This window comes from Amycolatopsis sp. WAC 04197, from assembly GCF_003947475.1.
Classification (GTDB): domain Bacteria; phylum Actinomycetota; class Actinomycetes; order Mycobacteriales; family Pseudonocardiaceae; genus Amycolatopsis; species Amycolatopsis japonica.
Genome location: NZ_QHJK01000001.1, coordinates 524,386 through 539,041, shown reverse-complemented (window position 1 = coordinate 539,041; position 14,656 = coordinate 524,386). Strand labels below are relative to the sequence as shown.

Below are 14,656 nucleotides of genomic sequence, written 5' to 3'. Positions count from 1 at the left end.
GGTGCTCCCTTGTTGATCCGTGACGTCCGCCCCTGGGGTGGACAGCGCAGCGACGTCGAAGTGGCCGGTGGCCGGATCACCGCGGTGCGGCCGCACGAGCCCGCCGCCGCGACGGCGCCGGACACCGTCGACGGACGCGGGCGGCTGCTGTTCCCCTCGTTCAGCGACGTGCACGTCCACCTGGACTCGACGCGGATCGGCCTGCCGTTCCGGCCGCACACCGGCGCGCCCGGCGTATGGGCGATGATGCTGAACGACCGCGAGAACTGGCGGGACGCCGAGGTCCCGCTGCCCGAGCGCGTCGCCGGAACACTGGAGCGGATGATCGCCAACGGCACCACCCGCGTGCGCACCTACGCGCAGGTGGACGTCGATTGCCGCCTCGAGAAGCTCGACGCCGTCCTCGCCGCGAAGGAGCGCTTCGCCAAGCACGCCGACGTCGAGATCATGGCGTTCCCGCAGGCCGGGATCCTGCGCGAACCCGGCACCGTGGACGTGCTGGAGGCCTCGCTGCGCTCGGGCGCCACGGTCGTCGGCGGGATCGACCCGTGCTCGCTGGACAAAGACCCCAAGGGACATCTCGACGTCGTGTTCGGGCTCGCCGAGAAGTACGGCGTCGAGGTCGACATCCACCTGCACGAACCCGGCCATCTGGGCGTGTTCTCCACCGATCTGGTGATCGAACGGGTCCGCGCGCTGGACATGCGCGGCAAGGTCACCATGTCGCACGCGTACGAACTGGGCTCGATCTCGGAATCGGTGAGCCGCCGGCTGATCGACACGTTCGCGGAACTGGACATCGCGATGGCGACCGTCGCGCCGTCGACCGACGGCCAGCTCTCGCTCGCGGACCTCACGACCGCGGGCGTGCGCGTCGGCCTCGGCGAAGACGGCCAGCGGGACTACTGGAGCCCGTACGGCAACTGCGACCTGCTCGACCGCACCTGGCAACTCGCCTTCACGAACGGCTTCCGCCGCGACGACCTGATCGAGATGGCGCTGGCCGTCGCCACGATGGGCGGCGCGTCGATCATGAGCCACGACGTCCCGCGGCTGGCGGGCATCGCCGACCGGCCGGGGGTGGCCGTCGGCGACCGCGCCGACCTCGTGCTGGTGGACGGCGAGACCCCGACGAGCGCGGTGATGGACCGGGGCAAGGACCGCACGGTGCTGCACGACGGCGTCGTCGTGGCGGACGGCCTTGCGGTGGTGGGTTAAACCGCTGGCACCTGATCACGGCCGCTGCTACCTTGCCGGAGGCCGTGCGAGCGAACGAGGAGGTGGTACCCGTGGACATTTCGACATGGGTGCTCCCCTCAGGGGTCACGGTCGGGCGATAGGTCGTCCGGGAGCGCCGTTTCACGAGCACTCCCGAAAGGCACGACCATGCACTTCACTTCCGAAAAACGCCTCGAAGACGGTGTCCTCGAGCGCGGATTCACCCTCGGCGAGATCCCCGGCATCCTGTGGACGCCGGAGTCCGCGGCGCCGGTCCCGCTGGTCCTGATGGGTCACCCCGGCGGACTGGGCAGGATGCACCCGCGGCTCGTGGCCCGCGCCCTCGCTTGCGCGGCGGAGGGCTACGCCACGGCCACCATCGAGCTCCCCGGAGCCGGTGACCGGCCGCGTTTCCCCGTCGTCGACGAGGCCCGCGCCGATCTTCAGCGCGCGCTGAAGGCCGGCGAGCCGGTCACCGACGACATCGTCGACCGGCTCGTCCTCCCACTGGTGGAAACGGCCGTCCCCGAATGGCGAACCACCCTCGACGCGCTCCTCGCATTGCCTGAAATCGGCGGCCCGGTCGGGTTCTCGGGCGGGGTGATCGCCATCGGCACACGGCTGGCGTCGGTCGAACCCCGCGTCGAAGCCGCCGTCCTGTTCGCCGGAAGCTACGTACCGCGCAGCATCCTCGAAGAAGCGCGGCAGGTCACCATCCCGCTGCACGTCCTGCTCCAGTGGGACGACGAAGGGAACGACCGGCAGCAGGCGCTGGATCTGTTCGACGCCTTCGGCTCCAAGGAGAAGACGTTGAACGCCAACATGGGCGGGCACACGGGCGTCCCGTCGTTCGCCGGGGAAGCCGCGGGCCGGTTCCTCGCCCGGCACCTGAAGTGACGTCCGGGGCCGCGGCGGTACCGGCCGCGGCCCCGGCTTCAGGCCGAAGGGGGAACGGCCATGCCACGCAGGTTGTACTTGAGACCGAGCCGGTCCGTCGTCCCCGGCACGGTCGTCTCGGCGACGAGATCGCCGCTGATCCGGTCGAAGCGCTTGATCTTCACCGGGGTCTTGCCGTCGAACACCTCGTGGATGACATGGATCGACCGGTCGGTGAAGGCCACTTGGCCCGCCGAGCCGTCACCCGTCACGAACCCGGTGTCGAACCGCGGCTTCGTCACGCCCGACGCGATTTCGGTACTCATGATCCGGCCGTCGGCGGAGAGCCATTCCAAGCGACCGCCCCGTATCGCGCGGGCGTCGTACGACTTCGCGGAGAATTCCTCGGGTTTGACGAGCTCTTCACCAATCGGGCGACCTTGCGCGTCGACGAGCGGCTGTTCGCGGTATTCGCCGGTGCGCGTGTCCCACCGCACGACGGTCAGGTGGGGTGTGCCGTCACCGTCGGCGTAGTCGGACAGGAAGGTGATGACGCCGTCGTGGCAGGGAACGTGACGGTTGTGATCCGCCGCGTCGAACGCCGCCCGCCAGGCGATGGTCTTTTCGCGGCCCTCCGCGGGCGGATACAGCCTCGAAAGCAACTCCGGCTCCGCGGCGGGATCGGCCTTCGAGCGCATCCCGGGTACCTGTGCCGACGCCGGGAAGTGACGACCCGACTGAGTCGCGATCCCATACAGGGCACCACCGCACGACGCGTTCATGTAGTAATTCCCCTCCACCTGGTACAGCCGGGAACCGGTGGAGGTCGTGACGGCCACCTGATTGCTGTAGCCGTCTCCGGACATGCCGTCGTTGTAGATCGCGACGAAACCCTTGCCGTCGGGCAAGGCGAACGCCGACTGCTGCAGCCCGGATTTCCTGTTCTCGAAACTGACCAGGCCGTTCTTGCCGAGTAGGTAGTCGCGCTCCTCGTCGCTGAAGAACAGCTCGTTCTCCGCCCAGGCGATATGCGCCTCGTTCATGCCCTTGGTCTCGATCATCCGACTGCCGCCGTCCGCCTTGGCCAAGACCAAGTAGCCCGGGAGCTTCTCCGCCGCGCCATTCGACTCGAAGGTCTCCGCGCTGAGGTAGAACGCGACGGTAGCCTCGTCGAGCGTCATCTCGGCGGGTTCCGTAGAAGAACAGGATGCCATCGTCACCAGGACACCGACGGCGAGCGCGATGGAGCGAACCGGTCGCATCAGGGCGAATCCTTTCGACGGCAAAGCGGTGCGGCCGCCCTCGCAGACCGCACCGCCTTGGCTTTCGTCACCGGACGGTCTGGTAGACCACGGTGCTGCCGTCGTTCTTGATGTCGTCGGGGTACACGCCCGGGCCGCCGTTGCTGTCGAGCTCGATGTTCGCGGCCCGCTTGTATGCCTTCCACACCAGCTCGGAACAGTTCAGATTCGCGTCGCCGTTGGACTTGTTGTTGAAGAAACTCAGGTCGTACGGCTTGCCACGCAGGCTGTTGTAGGCGTAGTTGGCCGCATTGTTGCGGCTGCTCTGCGCGGCCTTGACGTACATCTTGTAGGCGGGGCCGCACACCCGGTGCGTGGACGCCGTGCGAGACCAGCTCTTGTGGTCGCCGCCCGGCGCCTCCACGATCGTCTTCGTCGTGTAGTAGATGCCGACGTGGTTGTGCTTGACCCAAGCGGTCGAGGCGGCGGAGTGGAAGATGTCGCCCTTGTACCGCGCGTTTCCGACCGACACCTTCCGGTCGCAGTTCTTGTCCGAGGAGGCCGCGACGCCGGTCTCCGCCGCCTGGGCGGGCGCGGCGAACAGGCCGGTCATCGCCATTCCTGCGACAACGGCGGAAACCGCCGAAGACGCGGCGATACGTCCGATTCTGGACATGGTCGAACCCCGTTCTTTTCGCTGAGTGACACTTCCCCTGGCGCCCGGATCCGAGGTTGAAATTATCGGAACCGCCCGTCGCGCGGTGTGGGTCGATCAACCCCATTACGAGGGGATTTTCGGTCATGGGACCGACGTCTGCCACGCTCTGCGGTGTGACGACATCCGCGTGGGACGAGGTATCCGCCGCCGTCGAGGCGGCTCCCTACCCGGTGACCGTGCTCGTCCCGGACAGTGAACGCGCCGCCCGCTGTCTGCGCGAACTCGGCATCACGACCGGTTCGTGGTTGGGCGCGGTCGTCGGCCACACCGGCGGGCTGCTGGTGGACCACGGGTGGTTGCGCGTCCTCGGCGGCGGCACGGGAGCGTTGCCCGGCATCCTCGACGACGCGGAACCCGCCTCAGGCACCTTGCCGATCGCCTACGACGTGCTGGGTGGCGTGTACGCCTGGTCGGTCAAACCGGCGGGACAGCCGACCGTTCATTACTTCGGCCCCGACGCCCTCGCTTGGGAAGACCTCGAGCTGGGTTACGCGGGCTGGCTGAACGCCATGCTCAGCGGATCGCTCGACGAGTTCTACGAGACCCTGCGTTGGCCCGGCTGGCGGGACGAGGTCGGCGCCGTTCCGGACGACAAGGGCATTCACACCTTCCCGCCACCGTGGAGCAAGGAAGGCAAAGACCTTTCGACCGTGTCGCGGAAGGTCGTCCCGCTGGCGGAACTGGTGTCGTTCCATCAAGACGCCGCACGGCAGCTGAACGGCCAGTGAGCTCCTCGACCGGCTTCACCCATGCCGGTCGTGGCCGTCGTCTCCTTCGAGCCGAGCGAAAACGATGACGTTGTCGCGATACGAGCGCGCGGCTCGGTCGAAGGAACCGCCGCAGGTGATCAGCCGTAGTTCCGGGCCGGCGGTGCGGCCGTAGACCTCCTTGGTGGGAAAGCGATCTTTGGGGGCGTGGATGGTCCGGCGCACCACGAAGGTGACGACGGAACCGTCCGCGCGTTCGACGGTGACGCGGTCTCCCGGCGCGAGTTCGTGCAGCCGGTAGAAGATGCCGGGCTGGGACGCGCCGTCGACGTGACCGACGATCACCGCGGGCCCGGTCTGGCCGGGCGCCGGTCCCGGCTCGTACCAACCCGCCTGCATCGGCGTGGACACCGGCGGGGTCCGCATACGCCGGTTCGCGTCGAGGCCGAGCTCGATCAGGGACGAGTCGGCGCCGAGTTTGGGGATGTGCACCGCGACCGGGTTCACCCGGACCGCTGGATCGACGACCGTCCTGGCCGGCATCACCGGCGGTGGGGACGGTCGTGGGGCTGCGATGCCAGGCGCGGGCGGAGCCGGCATCGGGGCCGTGGTCAGGCTGATCACCAGCCCCAATGCCGCCGCGGCGGCCAAGGCCGAGGTGATCGCACCGAACCCGGGACCCGTCCGGTCCTTGCCTCGGCGCAGCTGCCGGCCGGCCTCCTGGAGTGTCTCCCAGCCGACGCCGACGATGATCACGAGCGACGCGCTCACCACCGCGAAGCCGGTGTCGCCCGGCAAGAACGTGACGGCCGCCAGCATCCACGCCAGGCCGACCAGGGCGAGCAGGAGCAACCGGGTCCGGATGGTCTCGACAGCCATGCCTCTCCAGTCGTCGAACCGGGAGGGGTGGTGTGGTGTGGCCGGGGCAAGGCCACACCACACCGTTCCCCCTATCGGAGGTGACGACGGCGCGCGGATACCGCCGTCACCATGAGCAGGGCGATCACCAGGAACGCCAGCCCGCCGCCGACGGGCCACTGATCGTCAGCGGTCCCGCCGCCACCGGCCTCGACGGCACCGGCGGGCACCGGGTATCCGGCGTCGACGTGCTCGCCGGAGGCGCCGTGGAGCGACGCTTCCACCGAACCGCTGTGCGCTCCGGCCGCGTGGGAAACGAGACCGCTCCCCACCATGACCACTCCCTGACCGGCACCCACGGTGCCGTGCCCGGAGCCACCGGTCTGGTGACCGACCGTGCCGCCGGTGCCGCCGGTGGACGGCGAACCCGGGTGGGTCCCGGGGTCACCGTGCGGGTCGCCGGTGCCCGGTACCGGCATCGGAGCCGGTGCCGGAACGGGCACTGGCGCCGGAACGGGTGCCGGTGCGGGCGCGGCGGGGGCGAGGTAAGCGGTGCCGGTGGCACCGGCCTGCTCACCGTTCGCCGTGGTGCCGGTGACCGTGACCGGTGCCGCGGTGGTGTCCGCGGTCGGCGTGAACGTTCCCGTGCACACAGTGCTTTCCTTGGCGACCAGAGTGCTGTCATCGCAGGTCAGGGCACCATTGGGAGTGGTGCTCCCGACGTTACTGACCGTGCCGGTGCCGGTGTTCGTCACCGGCACGCTCACCGTCGCCGGCTGCCCGGCGGTGACCGGTACCGCGTTACCCGGCGATCCGGCGTCCGTGCCGTTGACCGTGGGCGTGCCCATGGTCAGGTCGCACGAACACCCGGTGTCGCCGCCGGTACCCGGTGCGGGTGCCGGGCTGACGGCCGGCGCGAGGTAAGCGGTGCCGGTGGCACCGGCCTGCTCACCGTTCGCCGTGGTGCCGGTGACCGTGACCGGTGCCGCGGTGGTGTCCGCGGACGGCGTGAACGGCCCGGTGCACACGGTGCTTTCACTGGCGGTCAGCGTGCTGTCGTAACAGGTCAACGCGCCGCTGGGGGTGGCGCCGCTGACGTTGCTGACGGTGCCGGTGCCGGTGTTCGTCACCGGCACTGTCACCGTCGCCGGCTGATCGGCGGTGACCGGTACCGCGTTACCCGGCGATCCGGCGTCGGTGCCGTTGACCGTGGGCGTGCCCATGGTCAGGTGGCACGAGCATCCGGTGTCCGCCGGAGTCGACGTGGTCGTGGCGGCACTGGCCGTGTCGTCACCCGTGGTGGTGGTGCCGGCGGTTGTCGCCGCCGTCGGTACTGTCCCGGCGACGCTGGTGGCTCCGCTTCCCGCGGGTTCCCCGGTGATCGCCGAGGTTGCCGCGGTCACCGGCCGGGTCGCCGACGCGGTGCCCGGCGACGTAGCCGAGCCGGTGCTGGTTGTTGTCGTTGTGGTGGCTGTCGACGCGGATGCCGAGGTCGTGGTCGCCGCCTGCCGCGGCTGCACGAGTCCCGACACCAGCGACGTCACGGTGTTCAGCGGGCTGGTGCCCGCGGTCGTGTCGGTCGCCTGGTCACTTGTTCGCGAAGGCCCGGTGTCCTCCTCGGCGTGGGCCACACCCACGCCGAGGAGCATCAAGCCACCCGCGAGCAACCCGGCCTGAATGGACCGTTTTACCCAGGTACGCATGAGAAACCTTTCCACGCTCTGCTGAGCTGATCAGTTGTCTCGGCGGTGTCCGGCTGTCGTCAGCCGATGTCTGTCAGTGCGTGCCCGCGCCGGTGATCATGGACAGCGGCGAGGTGACCGCCGACCCGGTCGACGTGGTGTGCCCGGTCGACGTGGTCGAGCCGGTCGACGAGGCCGGGTCGCAGGTGCACACACCGGTGGTGGTGTAGCTCTGCGAGAAACCGACGGTCGCGGTGTTGCCGGAGGCGTCCTTACCGGTGAAGGACGCCTTCACCGCTTTGCCACCGGGACTCGCGGTGAACGTGATCGTGCACTGGGTGCTGGCACCCGGGGCGAGCGTCGCGTCGTTGCAGGTGACCCGGCCGTTCTGCGAAGTGCCCCGCAGGTTGGCGATCGGCGCGGTGCCGGTGTTGGTCATCTGCACCTTGATGGTGGACGTGCTGCCGGCGGGCACGGTGACGGTCGAGTTCGAGCCGACCACGGCGCCGTTCACCGAAGGCTTGCCGGTGATCGACAGCTTGCCCGCACCCGCTTGCGTACCGGTGTAGAAGATCCGGCAGCTCTTGCTCTGCTGGGTGCCGTTCGGACCCGACACGGTGAAGTTGAACTGCGCGGTGTTCGCGCCCGGCCGCGCGGTCGTGGTCACCGTGCAGCGGGCCGTGCTGCCCGGCGCCAGCTGGGCCGAGCCGCAGTTCAGCTTGCCGAGCGAGGTGGTGCCACCGAGCCCGGACACCGGGACGGTGCCGTTGTTGGTCACCGGGATCGTGATCGTGACCGGGCTACCCGACGGAACGTTCGGACCGGGGGCGCTTCCCGCGGCCTTCCCGTTCACCAGCGGGGTACCGATGGAGATGCTCGCCGACGGCTTCGGCTGCGGCTGCGGAACCGGCTGCGGAACCGGAACCGGGGTCGGCTGCGGAGTCGGCTGCGGGACCGGGGTCGGCTGCGGGACCGGAACCGGGTGCGGAGTCGGCTGCGGCGTCGGAACCGGAACCGGGGTCGGCTGCGGCGTCGGAACCGGGACCGGGGTCGGGGTCGGCTGCGGAGTCGGCAGCGGGACCGGGGTCGGTTGCGGCTGCGGGTTGCCCAGCAGGCCGGTCACCGGGCCCAAGATCCCACCGAGGGCCGGCAGACCGGGCAGTCCGGGAACACCGGGCTGGGTCGGCGTTCCGGGCCCGCTGGGAGTACCCGGCAGGGGCAGGCTCGGCAGCCCCGGAAGAGGCAGCCCCGGAAGACCCGGAGCGGGCGTACCCGGAGCAGGAGTGCCAGGTGCGGGCTTGCCCACGTACCGGATCGTCATCTCCGAGCTGACGGTCGAACCGTTCGGCTTGGTACCGGTGATCGTCAGCTTCGCGCTCTGCGAACCCGACTTCGCCGGGGCCGTGAACGTGTAGGTGACGGTGCCGCCCGGCGCGACCGAGGTCGCGGACGGGGTGACGGTGCCGCCGGGGAACGAACCGCTCAGGTTGGTGAGCGTCTCGGTGCCGGTGTTCGTGAAGGTGACCGAACCCGAGACCGGCGAGCCTGCCGGGATGGTCGGGCCCTCGCCCGAGATCGGCGTGCCGCCGATGGCCGGGACGCCCGGTCGCAGCGGAGACGATCCCGGGGTGCCCGGTTTGGTCGGCGAACCGCCGAGAACGCCGCCCAAGGCGGGACCGACGAGCGGCAAGCTCCCGGTCGCCGTGTCACCACCCGAGCCGGGCAGGCCCGGCATGCCGAGCGACTCGAACGTCTTGATGTTGTCGGTGACCTTCAGGACGTCCAAGACCGCGGCCGGGTCGCCGCTGCTCACCTTTTCCAACGCGGTCTGCCACAGCAGGCGCATGGCGTCGAAGTTGTTGCCCGCGAAGGACAAGTACTCGTCCGGGGTGAACACGGTGTCCGGGCCGAGCCGGTTCATGATCTCGGCGACCTGGAGGGTGTTGTAGAGGTAGTCCGGTGCCAGGACCCTCGCCGGGTCGGGAATGCTCGGCATCCCCTTCTGGACGAAGTTGACCACCTTCTCCGGCGTCGGCAGCCGGGACATGTCGACGGCCATGGTCTTGGTGTCGATGGGCAGGCCCATGCCGCCGCATCCCGTCGCCATCGTGAGGTAGTCGGTGCCGTGGCCCCGCACATGCGAGGGGTTGAAGATCGGGATCCAGCCCAGCGGCCCGCCGTAGGCGTCGATGACCGGCATCTGCGAGTTGCCGATCGCTCCGCTGGCCATGGACAGGATCAGGTTCTTGTACGCCGGGTCGGTGTGGTAGGTCAGGGCGTGCGAGTTGCTGCCCAGCAGCGGGATCCCGTCCTCGTTCTTCCACATGTGCTGCAGGAAGAAGTCGCACGCGTCGCCGCCGCCCTCATGGGTGGTGTCCCCGGTCGAGTGGCCGCCGGGCTGGTTCGGGTCGACGGACGTCTGCTTCGTCTCGCCACCGAACAGGCCGCCGGTGAAGACGCCGCCGCTGAGCACGTCGCCGCTGAGGAACTTGCCGACGGTCGGGATCTGCGCTGTCGGGAGGTCCCCCGTGGGGACCGGGCTGGAGGTGCCGCTCGTTCCGGAAGCACTCACCGACGAGCCGGGCTGAGAGCTCGTGAGCAGTGAGGTGGTGTCCGTTCCGGAAAGGCCGAGGCCATCGAGGCCCGGCAAGGAAGCAGCGGCGGTGTTCGTGACCAGGCCGACAATCGCGAACGTCGCGGTGAGCGATATCGCGGCCCCGCGCAGTACGCGGTTCGATCGACGGGAGAACGGATTGGCCGGGGAAAGGCCGATGGAGGCCCGTCCGCCGGGGACATCGGCGCGATGGCGCCGAGTCCGACGTGTGATTTTCATTTTCAACGCTCCAGTTCATGAGCGCCTGCCGATAAAGTCGGCATGGCGGTTGACGTGTCTGCTGAGAAAAGGGGTTTGTTCACCGACAGCCCTGGACACCAAACCGTTTGATGGAGGTAGTGGCAGCGGGAGCCACAGACTGGCGATTTCAGCCCATGAGTTCGCGAGCCTGCCGTCGAGTTGCACCTCGGCGGTCCTGCTGTCGCTACCGATCAGGAATTCACTTCGGTGGCCGACACGTCAGTCAGGCGACACTGGAGGTTGCTGCGCGCGCTTGCGCAGCGGAGCGATGTGGTCCGGGCCGACACTCCAGCAGGCGATCCGCTGGTCGTGGGCGGACCTGCCAGGCAGCACGATCGCGCCTTGCGCGTGGCCACCGCTCGAGCCCGCCGACGAAGTGCCGGCGCCGGGCCCGACGGCGCCGATGGGCGCCGCCGGGAAACCAAGGGGAAGGCGGTCGACCGGGCGCTGCGAGCCGAGGTCGGCAGGCGCCGCCGTCGCGGTCGGCCACTGGAACGAGGACGGCTCGTGCGGCCCGTTCACGCAGAACGCGCAGTCGCCGTCGAGCGGAGCCGCCGGAGCGGAGACCACCGGCAGGTCCACCGCCGTCGAGGGCTGCGGAGCCGCCGAGACCGGCTCACGGTGCGTTTCCGGGACGGGCCGCAGGCGGGGCGACTCCGGCTGGGAGCCCTCCGTCGCCGTGATCGTGACGATGCCCGGCACGCTGATCCGGGGCTGCAAGCCGGTGCTGGAAACGACCGGCGCGAGCGCGGACACCGTGCCGGTGAGCTTGGTCGTGATCGGGTTGTCGAGCGTGCGGTTCACCGTGGTGACGGTCTCGCTCACCGCGGTGTCGACGGTCTGGGTGAGCGCGGTCGTCATGGCGGTGACCTGCTCGATCGCCGGAGCCAGCACCGGCGCGGCCGAGCCGACCAGGGCCGTGGTCCGCTCGGCGGTCGTGTTCACGAGGGAGATCGCCTTCGTCGTGATCGGCGAGGTCGCGATCCGCGCGGCGGGCTCCGTCTCCTGGACGTCGACGGTCGCGAGTTCGCAGCCCGGCGGCGCCGTGGCGGGGTCACCTGGATCGCATCCGGTATCCGCGGCGACAGCGGTTTCGAAGGCGTTCATCACGGCGAATCCGGCGAGGATGAACGCGCCGAGCAGAACCGCGCGGCAGACCACGGCGAAGCATCTCGCCCGCCACGAGGCGGGCACGCGACGACCGCGTGAAACGGGCGCAGTGCCCATTCCACCGTCGGTCGTTCGCAGCCGCACCATCGCACTCCACCATTTCCGGCTTACTCGAAGGTTTGCCCCAACAGCAGACAGTAAGGACCCGTCAGGCAATAGGGAACTGCCACTTACGGGACCCGCGGCCGCCACTCCTTACAGTCTCCACCACCTCGAATGAACCACTCTCCGTCGGAGCGGTAACGCGGAAAATTCGGCCTTATGTCCACGATCGGGTGAATTGAAATGGTGGCGGTCAACTGCTTGTCGAAATCCCGGCCCAGGATCGACGGTCACAGTTCGATAACTCGGCATCGGGTGCCGGAAATTTTTGATCATCCCGCGTAAGAGAATGTGCGCACCGGCGTTCCAGGGACATGGAGGCCGTGTTCGATCCCCGAAACGAACGCGATCGCGATCGATCCCCGGAAAGGACGGTCGCGGTGGCGATAGTGGTCTACGCCGACCGGCCGAGTACCCGCCACGGGATCGCACGGTCCCTGCGGGGCGCGCCGGGAATCGGGCGCGTCGAATGCGCCGCCACCGCCGAGGAACTCGTCCGCGGCTACATGCGCGCGCCAGCCGACGTGGTGCTCGTCGCGGTCCGGCCGGACGAGCCGACCGGTCCCGCCGCCGCGGCGGCGTTGCTTTCGGTCGCCCCCGACGCCGCGGTGATCATGTTCGGATCGTTCGGCACGACCGCCGGTGCGCTGGTGCCCGGCATCGGCGGATTCCTCCAGAAGTACGACGGCCTGTACCCCGAGCCGGCCACCGCACCGCCCGACGCCGAGCTCCTCCGTCTGTCCGAACGCGAACTCCAGATCCTCTGGGGTATGGCGCAAGGGAAACGGAACGTCCAGATCGGCGCCGATCTGGAGCTCTCCGAAGACAGCGTCAAAACCCATTGCAAACGGATCTTCCGCAAGCTGGGCGTCCACGATCGCGCCGAAGCGGTCGCCATCGGCTTCCGCGCCGGCTTCCTTTCCTGACCCGCACGGACCGGGCGGGGCAGCGCCCGGCCCGTGCGTACCGTCAGGCCAGGCGGACCTGGAAGACGGCGACGCGGGCGTCATGCCCGTCCACACGCATGTCCACCGTCTTGGTGTCGATGAACTGCTCCTGGACGACGCCGTTGCCCGCCAGCCAGTTGATGCGGTCGATCCCGGTGCCGAAGCACCGACGCTCCGCGTCCAGGCCGGTGGCCTTGTAGTAGTTCGGATTGTTGGTGTCCGCGGTCCAGAAGACCAGGCGTCCGACGTTGTGGTGCGCGAGCACGCGACTGGCGTGGATCCTCTTGTGCTCGTTCCACTCGTCGCGCAGGTCGGCGCGCTGGTCGCCGTTGTACGCGTTCGCGATGTAGTGCGAGTTGATCAGCGCGAACTGGAGCGTCGGGTGGCTCTGGTGACGCACCACGACCTCGTTGATCCAGCGCGGTGGGGTCACCCCGGTGATACCGCCGTGCACATACGTGGTCTTCGAGCTCGCCACCTCCCACGGCTGCGGGATCGAGATCGGGATCCGGAACGACGTGTTGTGCCGGAGGAACGCGTTGTTGTACAGGGGCCCGAAGTAGTGGTCGATCATCGCGGGCTCACCGGTGTCGCCCTCGTTGATCTCCTGCCAGCCGACCAAGGGCCGCACCAGGGAGTCACAGTTGCGGACGGCGTCGATCGCGGCCTCGCGCGCCCCGAGGTTGTCGCGGCCGATGTTGGCGGTGACGATCGGCAGCCGGATCCATCCCGTCGCGGCGGAAGCCGTACCGGCACCGGCGACCATGGCGCCGAGCGCGGCACCTCCACCGAGAGCGAGCGCCTTGCGTCTGTTGAGCATTCCGGACACAGCAGATTCCCTTCTCGCACTGACACAACGGGACACAGCCCGTGAAAGTGTCACAGAATGCGGTGCTGTTGTGACCCCTTCTCGCCAAAACTGCCGCTTGCCGGTCAGCGCTCGAGGTGGAGCTTCATCCCGGAGGCTCGCTGCCTCGATCGAACACGAGCAGCACTGGCAACAGCCGACGTCCGCGCAAGCGCTTCAACACGCCGACGACCACAAGATCCACAGACAAGAACATCCCCGCTGATCAGCGGGGATGTCGAGGTGGTGGGCCGCCTGGGGCTCGAACCCAGAACCTACGGATTAAAAGTCCACAATTTGGCTATGTCGGCAAGTGCCGCACAGTGTCAGATTGTGCACAGTTTGTGCAGGTCAACGCCAGTTTCGGCGGAGACGAGTGCTGTCCTGTGCCGACCCGTGTCGGGCTCTACGTCGGCAACGGAGCCCAATCGGAGACGACGTGGCCCCTGCGACGGCTTGGCGATTCCGGCCTCGGAAGAGAGCGGTCGGGTTCGAGCCCGCTCCGATACGCTCGGGAAAAGCAGTCTTTGGGCCGAGCGTCTCGTCGGCCTGGCCGCGCTGGCATCGACATACCCCTCAATATGGTCGTCGCGCTCACTCGTCCGCGATGGCCTGAGCCCCTCACGCCACTGCGCAGCCTGCTCGTCCGCCTTCTTCGCCCACCGCACGGGCCTTCGCCGCCTGCGACTCGAACTGCTGACACGCTCACGAAACTGCACCTCTGGGTCGGTCCGCCGCCACTTGCTGTCCTCGGCCGACTTGACGAGCCGGACAACTCCACACCCGCAGGGCGGACTGGCCCTGGGTCGCGGCCTGGATCCCGATGGCGGGGCCATCCCCGCCTACGCGGGGCGGATTGTGCTCGGCGGTCAGGCCAACGACGGTGGAGGAGCATCCCTGCGTACGCGGGGCAGATAGCCCAGGCTTGAGGTCTTCGCCCCGACGTTGGGCCCATCCCCGCGTACGCGAGGCAGAAGGGGCACTGCTCGCGCTCAGCACGATCGGAACCGGGCTATCCCCGCATATGCAGGGATAGCCCGGTCAGCTTCTCGCCCGTTGACGTGGTGAGGCTGTCCGCCCTGTGTGTGGGGATAGCCCCAGCAGCAACGAAAGTCTCCGGCGCGCGTTGTCGACACGCTCGACTACGTGAAGCGCTGATCGTTCTGAAGTCGAGGTATGACTTTCAGGTTCTTCCCGATAAGTGACAGCACTTCACGCATCGAAGCTCCGCTATGCAGCGTGGGCGAAAGCTTTAGCTTACATAGCCGGAAACTAGGCGGGGCTCACGTGGGCGCCGCTTACGACAGCCTGCATAGCGCTTACCCGCAGAAGTTCGGACAAGCTCACTCCGCGTTCCCGGGCCGCGGCTTCGAGGATTGTCCGCTCCTCCGGCAGCAACCTCAAGGCGACAAGCGCTGTACGTTGCCGCTGCTCAG

12 protein-coding genes and 1 pseudogene are annotated in these 14,656 nt (G+C 68.6%); 5 read left to right on the top strand and 8 right to left on the bottom strand.

The window, feature by feature from the left end; all coding sequences use genetic code 11:
- The first annotated feature begins 9 nt into the window (after positions 1-9).
- A complete protein-coding gene (locus DMC64_RS02665) occupies positions 10-1,218 on the top strand; it encodes an amidohydrolase family protein (protein ID WP_125731840.1) in 1,209 nt (402 codons plus the stop codon).
- Between the two features lie 168 nt (positions 1,219-1,386).
- The gene (locus DMC64_RS02655; RefSeq protein ID WP_125731837.1) at positions 1,387-2,115 is read left to right on the top strand and encodes a dienelactone hydrolase family protein; all 729 of its coding nucleotides are present in this window, start codon (positions 1,387-1,389) and stop codon (positions 2,113-2,115) included.
- A gap of 38 nt (positions 2,116-2,153) precedes the next feature.
- Here DMC64_RS02655 and DMC64_RS02650 read toward each other — a convergent pair whose 3' ends face one another.
- Both DMC64_RS02650 and DMC64_RS02645 read right to left on the bottom strand, forming a co-directional pair.
- Entirely contained in the window at positions 2,154-3,356 is a 1,203-nt protein-coding gene (locus DMC64_RS02650) for a hypothetical protein (RefSeq protein WP_125731835.1), read from the bottom strand.
- 67 nt (positions 3,357-3,423) lie between these two features.
- Complete coding sequence (locus DMC64_RS02645) at positions 3,424-4,011, bottom strand: YiiX/YebB-like N1pC/P60 family cysteine hydrolase (protein ID WP_125731833.1); 588 nt, start codon at positions 4,009-4,011, stop codon at positions 3,424-3,426.
- 155 nt (positions 4,012-4,166) lie between these two features.
- Between DMC64_RS02645 and DMC64_RS02640 the strand changes: the two genes are divergently transcribed.
- Complete coding sequence (locus DMC64_RS02640; protein ID WP_233629541.1) at positions 4,167-4,781, top strand: DUF2625 family protein; 615 nt, start codon at positions 4,167-4,169, stop codon at positions 4,779-4,781.
- 15 nt (positions 4,782-4,796) lie between these two features.
- Here DMC64_RS02640 and DMC64_RS43155 read toward each other — a convergent pair whose 3' ends face one another.
- Positions 4,797-5,639 carry a class F sortase gene (locus tag DMC64_RS43155; protein ID WP_233629540.1) on the bottom strand — a complete coding sequence of 281 codons (843 nt, stop codon included), beginning with the start codon at positions 5,637-5,639 and terminating at the stop codon, positions 4,797-4,799.
- A gap of 71 nt (positions 5,640-5,710) precedes the next feature.
- Positions 5,711-6,841, bottom strand: a complete 1,131-nt coding sequence (locus DMC64_RS42630; protein WP_158634201.1) for a hypothetical protein — start codon at positions 6,839-6,841, stop codon at positions 5,711-5,713.
- On the opposite strand from DMC64_RS42630, the gene DMC64_RS02620 reads away from it, so the two are divergent.
- Complete coding sequence (locus tag DMC64_RS02620; protein ID WP_158634200.1) at positions 6,840-7,295, top strand: hypothetical protein; 456 nt, start codon at positions 6,840-6,842, stop codon at positions 7,293-7,295. The two genes, DMC64_RS42630 and DMC64_RS02620, sit on opposite strands and share 2 nt — an antisense overlap.
- Positions 7,296-7,394: 99 nt before the next feature.
- Here DMC64_RS02620 and DMC64_RS43610 read toward each other — a convergent pair whose 3' ends face one another.
- Together DMC64_RS43610 and DMC64_RS02610 are read right to left on the bottom strand one after the other, a co-directional pair.
- Positions 7,395-10,133 (bottom strand): hypothetical protein, encoded by a 2,739-nt coding sequence (locus tag DMC64_RS43610; RefSeq protein WP_125731823.1) that lies wholly within the window; start codon positions 10,131-10,133, stop codon positions 7,395-7,397.
- A gap of 240 nt (positions 10,134-10,373) precedes the next feature.
- Complete coding sequence (locus DMC64_RS02610) at positions 10,374-11,411, bottom strand: hypothetical protein (protein WP_125731821.1); 1,038 nt, start codon at positions 11,409-11,411, stop codon at positions 10,374-10,376.
- 395 nt (positions 11,412-11,806) lie between these two features.
- Here DMC64_RS02610 and DMC64_RS02605 point away from each other — a divergent pair, with 395 nt between their 5' ends.
- Entirely contained in the window at positions 11,807-12,352 is a 546-nt protein-coding gene (locus DMC64_RS02605; RefSeq protein WP_199754856.1) for a response regulator transcription factor, read from the top strand.
- 43 nt (positions 12,353-12,395) lie between these two features.
- Here the strand turns inward: DMC64_RS02605 and DMC64_RS02600 are convergent, their stop codons facing one another.
- Positions 12,396-13,193, bottom strand: a complete 798-nt coding sequence (locus DMC64_RS02600; protein WP_233629539.1) for a hypothetical protein — start codon at positions 13,191-13,193, stop codon at positions 12,396-12,398.
- Between the two features lie 614 nt (positions 13,194-13,807).
- A pseudogene (locus DMC64_RS43145) lies at positions 13,808-13,984 on the bottom strand (DUF349 domain-containing protein); the annotation flags it as partial.
- Positions 13,985-14,656: the final 672 nt, after the last annotated feature.

Coding starts and splice junctions, on each gene's coding strand:
- DMC64_RS43610 (WP_125731823.1), bottom strand. CDS start 10,133: ATGAAAATCACACGTCGGACTCGGCGCCATCGCGCCGATGTCCCCGGC.
- DMC64_RS02600 (WP_233629539.1), bottom strand. CDS start 13,193: ATGCTCAACAGACGCAAGGCGCTCGCTCTCGGTGGAGGTGCCGCGCTC.
- DMC64_RS43155 (WP_233629540.1), bottom strand. CDS start 5,639: ATGGCTGTCGAGACCATCCGGACCCGGTTGCTCCTGCTCGCCCTGGTC.
- DMC64_RS02610 (WP_125731821.1), bottom strand. CDS start 11,411: ATGGTGCGGCTGCGAACGACCGACGGTGGAATGGGCACTGCGCCCGTT.
- DMC64_RS02650 (WP_125731835.1), bottom strand. CDS start 3,356: ATGCGACCGGTTCGCTCCATCGCGCTCGCCGTCGGTGTCCTGGTGACG.
- DMC64_RS42630 (WP_158634201.1), bottom strand. CDS start 6,841: ATGGGCACGCCCACGGTCAACGGCACCGACGCCGGATCGCCGGGTAAC.
- DMC64_RS02645 (WP_125731833.1), bottom strand. CDS start 4,011: ATGTCCAGAATCGGACGTATCGCCGCGTCTTCGGCGGTTTCCGCCGTT.
- DMC64_RS02620 (WP_158634200.1), top strand. CDS start 6,840: ATGGTCAGGTGGCACGAGCATCCGGTGTCCGCCGGAGTCGACGTGGTC.
- DMC64_RS02655 (WP_125731837.1), top strand. CDS start 1,387: ATGCACTTCACTTCCGAAAAACGCCTCGAAGACGGTGTCCTCGAGCGC.